Origin of the sequence: Lentibacillus salicampi, assembly GCF_004565465.1 — a bacterium.
Lineage (GTDB): Bacteria > Bacillota > Bacilli > Bacillales > Amphibacillaceae > Lentibacillus > Lentibacillus salicampi.
In genome coordinates this window covers 1-13,348 of record NZ_SRHY01000011.1, presented here as the reverse complement: position 1 = coordinate 13,348, position 13,348 = coordinate 1, and the positions used below count along the sequence as shown (strand labels likewise).

Sequence of the window (13,348 nt, the reverse complement as noted above, 5' to 3'; positions counted from 1 at the left end):
AATGAAAAATCAAAAAGATAACTTGAAGAAATATGTTTCTCTCTCTTTTGATATAGAAGATTGGTTTCAGGTGGAAAGTTTCAAGTCACTATTTCCTATTGAAACATGGGATGATCAGAAACTTAGAGTAGATAAGGGTACTGATAAGATATTAAATTTATTGGCCAAGTATGATATTAAAGCTACCTTTTTTATTTTAGGATGGATTGCAGATAGAAAACCAGAATTAGTAAAAAAAATATATGATTATGGCCATGAGGTTTCATCCCACGGTTATAACCATCAATTAAACTATAACATGACCAACAAGGAACTTTACAATGACTTTAGAAAATCCAAAATTTTGTTAGAAGATATTATAAAGGATGAAGTATTAGGATATAGGGCACCAACATTTTCAATCAGTGACGATGTTATAAAGTTACTTGGAGACTTAGACTATAAGTATGATAGCAGCTTTAATCAATTTTCTAAACATGATAGGTACGGGGCTTTAACTCTAAAAAATAACAACATAAAATTCGAGGCCAGTGAACATATCACCGAAGTATCACTACCTTCTACAAAGTTTTTAAACTTCGAATTTCCGATTGCTGGTGGAGGTTTTTTTAGATTATACCCTTTATGGCTGACAAAAATGTTAATCAAAGAGCATTTTAAAACTAATGATTACTATGTTTTCTATGCACACCCTTGGGAATTCGATCCAGAAATGCCAAAGGTAAAAAATGCTGGGGCTATAAATAAATTTAGGCATTATGTAAATGTGAAATCAAATTATACGAAGCTGGAAGACTTTATTAATTATCTACAATCACTAAATTGTAGTTTTATATCTATAAGTGATTATTTAAAGTTAAAGAAATAGAATTAAGGGCGGCTATTCTATGGAGAAGGATTTAATTATAAGAGAGTATAAAGAAGAGGATAAACATCAGATACTCGATTTATTAAATAGAAATTTTAAGGGGCAGCAACATTTAAATATCCAAAGGGACCTAACATGGTGGAATTGGAAATATAAAAACAATATTTTTGGAAACCCAGTTATAAATGTAGCTGAATATAGGAATAGAATTATTGCATGTAGACCTTTTTGGCCCTGGAAATTGATTAATAGAGATAAGGAATTAAAATGTTATCAGCCAGTTGATGCAGTAGTTGATAAGGAGTTTAGAGGGAAAGGCATATTCAGTAAACTAACAAGCAAAACTCTTTTTGACAACGAGAAAAATACAGATCTTATATTTAACTTTTCTAATGACCAAAGTATAAGAGCTAATGTTAGGTTGGGCTGGACTTTTATTGGAAAACTTCAATGGTATGTAAAGGTTAATAAACCAGTGATTGCATTAAAAATGATTAGAAATAATATAAGTTTTGTTTCACTAAAGTTGGAAGACGAAGATCGCGTTAATCATACAAAAATTAATCAAGTTAAGAGTGTTGCTGGTTTAAGTGGGAGGTTTGAAACAACTAAAGAAGAGGATTTCTTAAGTTGGAGATATATGGAGCACCCACAAATATATTATGGAATGGATCTGATTGAGACAAGAGATAAGCAATTAGTTTATATTTATGAAATTAACGAAAACAACTTTGGTAGAGAGCTAATCTTAGTAGACTATTTTGGTGATATGAATTTATTTAAAAATATGCTTAATGAACTTGATAAGTTGTCGACTAAATATAATGTTGCATTCATTTCATTAGTTTATAAATATAATGCTCCCAAAAATAGATTATATAAAAAGCTTTATATTAAACAAAAAAGAAAGAATCTTTTGGTCTTACCTTTAAATAAAGAATTAGAGCAGAGTTCGCTTAAATACGATAACTGGGATATATTTTTAGGTATGCATGATTCCGTATAATAATGGGGGGGCAATAAGGTGAAAAGTGATAGTTTAGTTTCAATCATAATGCCTTTATATAATTGCGAAGACTTTGTGAAAGAAAGTATTGATACAGTAATTGCCCAAACTTATCAAAATTGGGAATTGATTATTGTTGATGACGGTTCTACGGATAATAGCGTTAATATAGTTAATGACATAAAGCAAAAAGAACAAAGAGTTAAATTAATTAGATTTGATAATAATGAAGGTCCAGCTAGAGCAAGGAATAAAGGAATAAAGGATTCAAATGGAAGGTATCTTGCATTTTTGGATAGTGATGATTACTGGGATAGAAATAAACTAAAGCAACAAATAAATTTCATGAAGAAAAGAAATGCTGCCTTTACGTTTACGTCGTTTAAAAGAATATACTCTAGTGAGAAAACTAGATTATTTCAAGTACCTGAAAAAGTAACATACTATTCTATATTAATGAGAAATATAATATGTAACTCCTCTGTGATGATAGACACAAATTTTATAGATAAAATATCTTATCCTGATATTAGAAAAAGACAGGATTACGGATTGTGGTTAGAAATTCTAAAAAATAAGACGAAATATGGATATGGTCTAAACAGTGTATTAACTTATAGAAATGTTAGGGAAGTGTCAGTATCATCCAATAAAATCGAGTTAATAAAATACAATTGGAGTTTATACCGAGAAGTACAAAGACTACCTTTACTGTTTTCCGGTTCTTTAATAGTGAAAGATATTTTTATTAAATTACTTAGAATAAAATGATATGTTATCGATTCACTTTGAAAAATAGGTTCTAATGGGGGCACGATAATGATTATATTACTATTAGCTTCAGGACATGATGTGCATAGTATTCGATGGGCGAATCAGTTAAGTGAAAACGGGAACGAGGTACACCTATGCTATATGCCCCATAAAAAATCACCCGCTGAACATTTTAATAATGATGTAATATTACATGAGTTAAAAATACCTGCAGCATATGGTGGATATTATTTTAATGTTTTTCAATTAAGAAGAATCATCAAGTCTGTTAACCCAGATATTTTAAATGCACATTATGCAAGTGGATATGGAACACTTGGTAGATTAGCAGATTTTTCCCCATACTTACTTTCTGTTTATGGAAGTGATGTATATGATTTTCCTTATAGGCGGGAAATGAATATGAAAATAATCAGAAAAAACCTAAAAGCACCAGATGCTTTAGCTTCAACCAGCCATACTATGGCTGTACAAACATCTAATCTAATAAATTGTTCTATATCAAATATCCATATTACTCCATTTGGAGTAGATATAAAAAAATTTTATAAAAAAAATATAAAGAATGCGGAAAATACTATTGTTATTGGAAGTATTAAAAAACTATTACCTATATATGGTATTCGGTATGGAATATTAGCAATTGATCATTTGATTAATAATTTTATTCCACAGAATCTAAATGTTAAGTATTTAATATATGGTGAAGGGGAAGAAAAAGCAGAACTGAAGAAACTCGTCGCGCAATGTAAGTTGGAAAATATAGTTGAATTTAAAGGAAAAATACCCAATGAGTCAGTGCCCGATGCACTAAACGAATTTGATGTTTTCTTAGGAACCAGTGACAGTGAAAGTTTCGGAGTAGCTATTGTGGAAGCAATGGCGTGTGAAGTGCCAGTGGTAGTTACAGACGCTGATGGGTTTAAAGAAGTTGTAGATAATGGGAATTTTGGGGCTATGGTACCAAGAAGAGATTATAAATGTATGGCAGAAGAGATCAATAAATTAATTATAGAGCCTGTAAAAAGCAGAGAAATTGGGTCAATTCAAAGAAAAAGGGTCATAGAAAAATATAATTGGATAGAAAACGTTAATAAAATGGAACGAATTTATAAATCTTTAGTGGAGAATTTCTAGTGCGAATAATAAGCAATTTGTTGAGGGTGTATAAACATGGGAAAAGTTGCAATGTATTCAACAAGTCGGTTATTTGGTGAAAGGATAACAGGTGGACTAAAAAGATTCTTAGAGTTATATAAAGGTTTAAAAATAAGAGGAACGGATGTGGATTTGTATTCCGCTGATTCTTCACGCAGTTTAGAGGAAAATGGTGTTGTGTCAGGTTACTCTCTAATGTTTAAGGGGAAAAGTAAAAATACTTTTGTACCAACTGTATTTAATATTATAATTAGAAATTTAGGTACACTCTGGAAAATAAAAAAGGCTAAATATGACTCAATAATAGTTTTTGATGTTCCTGCTGCAATCGGTTTATGTTTACTAGGTATAAAAAACATTCAATTGTTCATTCGTCAAGATTTAGTTGGCTATAAAAATATTGCGATAAGTAGTAGAACTAATAGTAAATTATTTAAAAATATCTACCTTCAATTCATGAAAATATGTGAAGCTATATGTCTTTTAGTAGCAGAGAGGGTAGTTATACAGTGTGAATATGATTATAATGTGATAATTAATAGACACAGATTTATTAAAAATAAAATAAGTAAAAAATCTATAATTCAAATCAATAATGTCAATCCTTCTTGGATTGTTGATAACTCTATAACAGATAAATCTTTTATTGAAAATGATCAGAATAAAAAATTTACAATTGGTTTTATAGGCGATTTTAGCAATGATAGAAAAGGACACAGAATATTGGTGGATGCTGCAAAACGACTGATTGACCGGGGTGTGGACATAGATATTATTTTAATTGGTGAAGGAAAGCAATTATCTGCTTATAAAGAGGGATGCGCCAATTACCCAAATATAAAATTTACGGGAAGGCTAGATAACCCTATAGAAGTGGTTAAACAATGTAATTTAATGGTGGTCCCGTCTTTAGCTGATTCATGCCCAAATACGGTGATGGAAGGACTTTACAATGAGGTGCCAGTAATAGGCGCTCGGTCAGGAGGAATACCCGAAGTACTTAATAACGAAGATTTTTTATTTGACCCAAACCCATCATCATTAGAAAGTAAAATAGAATATTTTCTTAATAGAGATAATCTAACAAAATTAAGAAAAAAACAATATACTAGGAAAAGGGAGCTAGAATTTGATTGGAATGCTATTATTATAGGGCATTTGCAGTTAGAGAGTAAGTAAAGAGAAAAACAACGATATTATTAGAATGCCAAAATTATAGGCTCTCGGCGTCCGGCCATATTTGGCAGTTGAACAAGGCGTTTCACACGTATTTGTTGTTCCGCAGAGGACATCTTCATTTTTGCCGGTGTCGCGTGCGGTCGTAGCCATTCGAATCATTTTCTTGCCAATCGGGAAGATTGGAACACCCTCAGGTGATATTTGAATATCGCTGACTGTTTCCAAGTTCTTTTTTGCCCGTTTGTTCAAATCGATGATGGGCTCCATTTGCTGATGATCGATCAGTTCATAAATGGAATAGGCATCATGTGCAGCGTCCAAAAGGATCTTGTCGGTCGCACCCAAGTTGACCCGTTGCGAAAATTCAGCCCAATTTACGATAAAACCGACTGAATCGTGGCATGATGCCGCGTTCAGACGTGGACATAAGGGCAAGTCATACGGGCTATCGCAAGCATTGATCATGTAAAGATGATATCCGTGAAAATACTTTACACGTGAACTGTCCCAACCGCCATCGCAGTCAGGCTGGGAGTAAATACGTGGATGCTTGCAGTTCGCTATACCTTGGGTGCGACAATCACAAGTAGGCTTGCTTCGGGCCGTCACAACAGGTGTGCCATCGCCTGCAACATTCAGTTGTTCTACACCCCCGAGGATGCCCAGTTTTCCTGACACCGTCAGGATTTGAGATTGAAAGAAATCGAAAAGCCGGTCAGCCGGAAGTTCCTTTTTATGATTGAGTCTTGGAATGATGCATTCGACCAGCCGTTTGACGCGCCCGGTTGTGGTTGTTTGTGCTTTTCCACCTTTCTTGCCTTTTTTGGGTTTTCGTTTACGGCTTCTTTTACTTTTTATTTTATGGGTTCGATTCTTTTTCTCACTCCCCCATAAACGCGCAAAGAAATCGTAAAACGTGTCAATCCCGGGAATATTGCCCGGTTCGAAACCGCTCAGGATGGCATGAAGGGGAACACGTTTAAGTTCATCAACCCATTTCGTGACGCTCATCGTTGGATTCGTCAGAATCAGAAGGAGATAGGAACGCATCATGGAAGCCGGATCCTGGGAAACCGGGCCCCGTTTTCCATAAGTGTCACCGATCATCTTCGTTATTTCGGAAAGATCAGTCATCCAAAGCTTTGTGATAATGGGCCAGTCGCTATTCAGCAGTGTCAGGATACCACCGGAGTAGTGTTTCTGAAGTTGATTCATAACGAAATCCTGATAAGTTACGTGTGATACAAAAACTGGTTTCAATATAAACACCCCAATCATGGTTAGTAAGAAAAAAATCCCTTCTACCGCGATTGTTGGGGCGGTTCTAAAAGTCAAGAGCATTTGAGTCTATTTTCAGAAAATAATTTGAACGTCAATTTCCAGTTCGTATTATTTTGAAAATAAAATCTCCTGTGACATGTGGGAGGAATCATAAAGAAGACGACTCAAGAAAATCTTGAGCCGTCTGACTCGGTAAATACCGAGAGTCTATAAATTTATTGAGGGAGGTGATTAATAATTAAAGACTTATCATTTCTTTTATAGGCTTCTAAGAATGAATTTAATTGGGTTTCAGATAACAATATTTGAAGCTTTTATATTTTTCACAAAGGACGTAAAATAGTTTGTGTAAATGGCTATGATATGATGGTCATGGAAAAAGGAGTTCCTTTCCTGTAGAATAGATTTAGAAATAACATCGCTAACAAAGTTTATGTTAAGGACTGTTAAACCATAATGGACGATTTCGAGGCCGTTTTAAGGACGAAGATAAGAAAAAAATCCCTGAAGGCTTTGGATGACGGGTTGGCTGCTGGAAAACCATAGAACGTTAATAAACAATATTGTTTATCACTGCATCGGCGACACGCAGTTAGTTACTGTTTCATTTCCTTTGAAGTTGAAGCATTACCTCACCGAGGGTTTAACAAGGAAATCAAACGACACGTCTCAAAAGGAAAGAACATCTCCCTAACGAAGAGCTCTGGAATGTTCTCTGGTATCCCAGTTTTTCGCATACCCCAACATAAAAAAAGAAAGATTTGGAGAATATTATGAGTGTATTGCAATCATCTTTACTATATTACTTTATTATCATATTTACTACTACACTTGTGTTAATTTCAGAAAAAATAAGAAGAACTGAAGTAACACATTTACATAGGCTTATTTTTTGGAGTGCCCTGATCCTCCCTGTTCTTATTTCGGGATTACGTTATGGGATTGGAACCGACTATTTCAGTTATGGGAATACATACTTCATGTTAAATAATTATGATATAATTGATGGTATACTAAATACTAGATATGAACCTGGATGGATAGTGTTAAATCATGTAGTTAAATTTATTTTTGATGATGTTAGATTTTTATTTATCATCTCTGCTTTATTGACATGGTTTTTTTTCTTTAAAGCAATTTATACTCATCGAGACAAAATAAATGTTACTGTAGCTATTTTAATATTATTGTGTACTTTATATAATTTAAGCTTTAATAATGTAAGGCAGCCTTTAGCTATATCTATATTGATGCTTTCGATTAAACCGTTATTAGATAGGAAAATGATTAAATTCCTATTAATTACAATATTTGCTACATGTTTTCACTATACAGCTTTAATATTTCTTCCCAGTTATTGGATCGTGAATAGTAAGTTTAAGCAAATTAATTTTGTTAAAAAAACAATTGTGATTATTTCTTCTTTAATATTTATTATTATGTTTAAACCATTTATGGATTTTTTGACTAATAATATTGATATGTTTTCAAGTTACAGTACGTATGAATTGGATTTTAAAGGCATAGGTTTTGGAAATCTCATTATTAAATCTCCAATTATAATTATCATTTTATTAAATATAACTAAAATGAGAACATCCAACAATATAATGTATCGCGTATTTTTTCTATATTTTATGGGGTTAATATTCGATTATTTAGGTTATTACGCAGCATTTGTTGGTAGAATATCATTGTATTTTGAAGCAACTCAAATATTTATATTACCTGCTATAATAAAGATTCAAAATAATAAGTATGCAAGGTTACTATATATCTTTATAGTAGCATTATATTTCATAGGATTATTCACTTATGACATTATAATACTTAATCATAATCAAACCATCCCGTATATTTGGAATTTTAATTAAAGATGCTAACTTAAAATGCATCTAAAAGAAAGATGGGTATTACTTTAATTATTTCGATTTACGAACGAAGGTAATAAAGTATGAGGAAAAGTAATTCTCATTGAAGAGAAATAGAAATTTAACTGTAGAACTAGTAAATTTTATTCGGTAGCAGTAAAAGTATAATTGAAGGTAAATTAATTATTTAAAAACGGTTTTTCGGTAGGTCAAGCCTCAGAAATAAACAAAAAAATTATTTTAAAAAGGAACGTAGTCAACATGGAAAGAAATAGTGAAAATAAAGAATGTAACAATTTAGTTAGTGTTATTGTTCCTGTATATAATGCTGAAAAATATATAAGTTATTGTATAGATAGTATATTAGCTCAGACATATAATAATATTGAATTAATCTTAGTCAATGACGGATCAAAAGATAATAGTGGACTAATCTGTGATATATATGCGTCTCAAGATCGAAGAGTTAAAGCCATTCATCAGAAAAACTCTGGGCCATCAGTAGCTCGGAATAAAGGGATTAAAAATTCAAATGGGGACTTTTTACAATTTGTAGATGCTGATGACAAAATAGATCATTTTATGATTGACCGGTTACTTTCCGTTTATAAAAACGATATAGACTTGGTTTTATGTGGGTATCAGTCATTAATAAAATTTAATCAAAAGAATTCAAAAAAAACCATTGTTCCATCTTATGAAGGATGTTATTCTTTTTCAATTTTCATGGAACTATTTCCTAGTTTATTTAAGAATAATCTCATAAATTCCCCTGGGAATAAATTATACGATTCAACTATTATTAAAGGTAATGATATTGGATTTCCTATAGGTGTTCATAATGGCGAAGATCTTTTATTTAATATTGAATATCTTAGGCATTGTAAAAATATTTATATAAAAAAAGAACCTCTTTATTACTATATAGATAATAATCCTTTTTCTCTTACTAAAAATTATAAGTCTGGTTTCTTTGAAAATAGAAAAGTAGTTTACAATGAACTAAATAAGTTTATTATGCATTCATCAAAAAGTTATAAAATGATTGAAGAAGTTTATACTAATTATCTGTTGCAAAGTTTAGCAAATATATTTCACGAGAAGAATGAGTTAACTTTAAAGTCAAAGAGGAATGAAATAAATAAGGTTATAAGAGATGAATGGGTCAGAGACAATCTTGAAAGATTCAAACAAAGAACGTATCAAGAAAAGGTTGTGAAGTTTTTATTAAGATGTCAATCTACTCTTGGAATCATCCTGTATTTTGGTACTAAAAAATTTTTAAGAAAACATTTTAAAGGGTTTTATAATTTTATCAAAAGATTAAATTTGAGCACTCATTTAAGGTGAGCGTATGAAGATAATACTAAACAAACTTATTAATTCCCCATTTGTAAAAAACGTAGCTATTATGGCAACAGGCACAGCCGGTGCCCAGGTTATAACCATGGCTTTATCACCAATTATTACAAGGTTGTATGGGCCAGAGGCTTTTGGCATGATGGGGACATTTACTGCCTTGACAAGAATTATTATTCCTGTTGCAGCATTGACTTACCCTATAGCAATGGTTTTACCTAAGAGTGATAAAAATGCTAAAGGATTAATGAAATTATCCTTGTATATTACTTTGGCAATCGCATTTATAACAACTTTAATCTTATTATTCTTTAATAATAACATTGTCAATGTTTTTCAGATAGAAGAGATTGCTCCTTTCTTATACTTAATACCACTGGTTATTATATTTGCTGGGGTAATGCAAGTAGCCCAACAATGGCTTATTCGGACAAATCAATTTTCAATCAATGCCAAAGCAACCTTTCTACAATCGGTTGTTACAAATGGAAGTAAAGCTGCGATTGGTTTCATTTATCCTGCAGCAACAGTTTTAGTTGTTTTACAGGCAGCTGGTAATGGGATCAGGGCATTTATGATGGTAATGTTTGCCAGAAATTCTGGATATAAGAGTGAAACACAATCATACGAGGAAAGTTATTCCATTAGGAATCTTGCTAAAAAATATAGAGACTTCCCTATGTATAGATCACCTCAGGTTTTTTTGGGTGAATTTTCGGAAAATCTACCCATTCTCCTTCTAACGACTTTTTTTGGCCCAGCGTCAGCTGGTTTTTATAACATAGGAAGGACAGTGTTAGGCTTACCTTCAAGATTTATAGGCCAGTCAATAGGAGATGTGTTTTATCCTCGTATATCTGAAGCTGCAAACAATGGAGAAAATATGAGTCGTTTGATAGCCAAAGCTACTATATCACTTGGTGCAATAGGAATCATCCCTTTTGGTATTGTTATTATCTTTGGTCCTTGGTTGTTTGAATTTGTATTTGGATCTGGTTGGGATGTAGCAGGTGAGTATGCAAGGTGGATTTCGCTTACATCTTTTGCCGTTTTTATGAATAAACCTAGTGTTAGGTCTATGCCTGTTTTGAACGCTCAACGGTTTCATTTGATATATACCATTGTTTTGGTTGCAACTCGCTGTTTAGCTCTTATCATAGGTTTTTATATCTTTAATAGTGATATCATAGCTATTGCACTATTTGGTATATCAAGCTTATTATTAAATATTTTCTTATTTATAATCACTTTAAGTTTAAGCAAAAAGCTTGAAAAAAGTAATGCATTAGAAGCAAAATGAATTCTTAATTTAAACAATATGTAACTTTAATAAAGGTGATTCAATGCAGAAGAGAGTAATGATATATGCTTATACAAATTTTAACTTAGGTGATGACCTATTCATCAAGATTTTATGTGAAAGATACCCTGATACGCAATTTGCTCTTTATGCCCCTAGAGAATATAAATACAGTTTTAGAACGTACGAAAACATTTCCATTTATTCTAGTGACAACTTTTTTGTGAGATTGCTCAACTATGGAATAAGAAAAGTGGGGATAGAGCATTCTACTAGTTCAATAATTGCCAAAAATTGTGATGCCGTTGTGCGTATCGGTGGTTCGGTTTTTATGCAAAAAAGTAACTGGGCTGGAATGCCTAAGTATAAACAAAATATAAAAGAAAAACCCTTTTATGTCTTAGGAGCAAATTTTGGTCCTTTTAGTGATGATCAATATTATAAAGATCACTACGAACTGTTTAAGAAGTATACAGATATTTGTTTTAGGGACACTTACTCCTATAAGCTATTTGAGGATTTGCCCAATGTACGGAAAGCAGATGACATTGTATTTCAATTAAATAATCAACAACCAGATTTATCAAATGATCACATTTTGATTTCGGTAATAAAACCTTCATTTAGAAAAAATCTTATGGGCTATGATGATGTGTATTACGAAAGGATAAAGGATATTACGGTACAATTTGCAAAGAAAGGGTATAAAGTAACATTGATGTCATTTTGCGAGAAGGAAGGGGATCAAGAGGCGGTAGAAGCAATTCTGCACAAAGTACCTATAGAGATTCAAGAAAGTGTGAATAAATACTATTATAAATTTAATATAGAGGAAGCACTTGATATCGTCGCGTCCTCAGCGTGTGTTGTTGCTACAAGGTTTCACGCCATGATACTCGGATGGGTTTTCAATAAGCCAGTCTTCCCGATTGCGTATAGTGAAAAAATGAATAATGTGATGAATGATATTGATTTTCAAGGATCATATATAAATTTAAAAGAAATAGGTAATTTAAATCCTGTGGAAGTTTACGAAAGTATGGAAACTAATTTTGTGGATATATCTGTCCAGGCTAAAAATGCAGAAAACCATTTCAAAAAGCTTGATGGATATCTGCTGGGTTATAGCCCATAATGGCAATAAATAAGAACTGTTATTTTATTTGAAACTGTAAATTTCTTGACGGAATAAGGAGAGTTCATAAGTGGGTTTTAATTTAATAGACAATACCAAAGCTTTTCTAATTACTGGTCCCGTAGGCTTCATAGGATCCTACCTATCCAAAAAACTATTAGACCAAGGATGCAAAGTAATTGGTATTGACAATCTCAACGATTACTACGACGTCAATTTAAAACAAACACGATTAGACCAGCTACAGCCGTATGAGTCTTTCACATTTATAAATGGTGATATATCCGATAAAAAGACAATTAATGACCTGTTTGCCGAGTATAAGCCAGATATTGTCGTAAATATGGCGGCACAGGCTGGGGTTCGATATTCCATTGAAAACCCAGATGTCTATATCCAGAGCAATCTCATCGGTTTCTACAATATCCTGGAAGCCTGCCGTCACTATCCGGTTGAACATTTAATCTACGCGTCGTCCAGTTCAGTATATGGCGCGAATAAAAAAGTGCCGTTTGAGGAGACGGATTTTGTCGACAATCCCGTATCCCTGTATGCATCAACCAAGAAATCGAATGAACTGATGGCGCACACCTACAGTCATTTGTACAACATCCCCGCAACCGGCCTACGCTTCTTTACCGTTTACGGGCCAATGGGACGTCCGGATATGGCCTATTTCGGTTTCACGGATAAATATTTCGCCGGTGAACCGATTAAGATCTTTAACAACGGCGATTTCGAGAATGATTTGTATCGTGATTTCACCTACATTGACGATATAGTCGTCGGCATGGAACGGCTCCTGGGCAATCCGCCTGAGAAGGAAGACAGCGCACCACATCGTGTCTTTAACATCGGCAACAACAGCCCGGAGAAACTCATGACGTTCATCGGTGCACTGGAAAAAGCATTGAGCAATGCATTAGGTCGTAACGTCGAATTCAATAAGGTCTATGAACCAATCAAGCCAGGCGATGTACCAGCCACATATGCATCAACTGATTTACTCTATCAGGCAGTCGGCTTTAAACCAGAAACATCCATCCAAGACGGCCTGCAGAAATTCGCCGATTGGTATGTCGATTATTATCAAAAGAAATAAGGTAAGGATTTAATACTGGACCATATCCCCATGGCTTTAAATAGGACTATTGTCGCAATAAGAGACTAAGCCATTTGACGGGTTAGGGGTCTCAGTGAACAGCCCACCGAAACTTGAAGAAAATATATGTTATCATACAGGGGAAGTAGGAGGAATACACAAATGAAAATTGCAGTCGCAGGAACAGGTGTGTTTGGCAAGTGAAAAGTACATAAGTTGGCAATACTTTTTTACATAACCTTGCCAGCCAGTTTATCCCTGCGATTGCGAATGAATTTCTTATTAATTTTTCAAGGTACAAACGGAATTCGTCAT

11 protein-coding genes are annotated in these 13,348 nt (G+C 33.2%); 10 read left to right on the top strand and 1 reads right to left on the bottom strand.

What is annotated here, in order from left to right:
• Position 1 precedes the first annotated feature (1 nt).
• From E4U82_RS08880 to E4U82_RS08860, 5 genes are read left to right on the top strand one after another with little or no spacing between them, the layout of a single operon-like run.
• The gene (locus E4U82_RS08880) at positions 2-868 is read left to right on the top strand and encodes a polysaccharide deacetylase family protein (protein WP_135109846.1); all 867 of its coding nucleotides are present in this window, start codon (positions 2-4) and stop codon (positions 866-868) included.
• A 19-nt stretch (positions 869-887) separates the two neighbouring features.
• Positions 888-1,874: a GNAT family N-acetyltransferase gene (locus E4U82_RS08875; RefSeq protein ID WP_135109845.1), complete on the top strand. Its 987-nt coding sequence runs from the start codon at positions 888-890 to the stop codon at positions 1,872-1,874.
• A gap of 18 nt (positions 1,875-1,892) precedes the next feature.
• Positions 1,893-2,645, top strand: coding sequence for a glycosyltransferase family 2 protein (locus E4U82_RS08870; protein WP_135109844.1), 753 nt, complete (start codon positions 1,893-1,895; stop codon positions 2,643-2,645).
• Between the two features lie 48 nt (positions 2,646-2,693).
• The gene (locus E4U82_RS08865) at positions 2,694-3,785 is read left to right on the top strand and encodes a glycosyltransferase (protein WP_135109843.1); all 1,092 of its coding nucleotides are present in this window, start codon (positions 2,694-2,696) and stop codon (positions 3,783-3,785) included.
• Positions 3,786-3,821: 36 nt separating this feature from the next.
• Positions 3,822-4,985, top strand: coding sequence for a glycosyltransferase family 4 protein (locus E4U82_RS08860; protein WP_135109842.1), 1,164 nt, complete (start codon positions 3,822-3,824; stop codon positions 4,983-4,985).
• On the opposite strand, the gene E4U82_RS08855 is transcribed toward E4U82_RS08860, so the two are convergent.
• Positions 4,971-6,200 (bottom strand): transposase, encoded by a 1,230-nt coding sequence (locus tag E4U82_RS08855; protein ID WP_135109841.1) that lies wholly within the window; start codon positions 6,198-6,200, stop codon positions 4,971-4,973. The two genes, E4U82_RS08860 and E4U82_RS08855, sit on opposite strands and share 15 nt — an antisense overlap.
• An 839-nt stretch (positions 6,201-7,039) precedes the next feature.
• Here E4U82_RS08855 and E4U82_RS08850 point away from each other — a divergent pair.
• The 5 genes from E4U82_RS08850 to E4U82_RS08830 all read left to right on the top strand — a co-directional run bounded on the left by E4U82_RS08850 (position 7,040) and on the right by E4U82_RS08830 (position 13,033).
• Positions 7,040-8,140 (top strand): EpsG family protein, encoded by a 1,101-nt coding sequence (locus E4U82_RS08850; RefSeq protein WP_135109840.1) that lies wholly within the window; start codon positions 7,040-7,042, stop codon positions 8,138-8,140.
• A gap of 258 nt (positions 8,141-8,398) precedes the next feature.
• Positions 8,399-9,487 carry a glycosyltransferase family 2 protein gene (locus tag E4U82_RS08845; RefSeq protein ID WP_135109839.1) on the top strand — a complete coding sequence of 363 codons (1,089 nt, stop codon included), beginning with the start codon at positions 8,399-8,401 and terminating at the stop codon, positions 9,485-9,487.
• Between the two features lie 4 nt (positions 9,488-9,491).
• Positions 9,492-10,796 (top strand): lipopolysaccharide biosynthesis protein, encoded by a 1,305-nt coding sequence (locus E4U82_RS08840; protein ID WP_135109838.1) that lies wholly within the window; start codon positions 9,492-9,494, stop codon positions 10,794-10,796.
• 43 nt (positions 10,797-10,839) lie between these two features.
• Positions 10,840-11,931: a polysaccharide pyruvyl transferase family protein gene (locus tag E4U82_RS08835; protein WP_135109837.1), complete on the top strand. Its 1,092-nt coding sequence runs from the start codon at positions 10,840-10,842 to the stop codon at positions 11,929-11,931.
• 70 nt (positions 11,932-12,001) lie between these two features.
• Entirely contained in the window at positions 12,002-13,033 is a 1,032-nt protein-coding gene (locus tag E4U82_RS08830; protein ID WP_135109836.1) for a GDP-mannose 4,6-dehydratase, read from the top strand.
• Positions 13,034-13,348 lie beyond the last annotated feature (315 nt).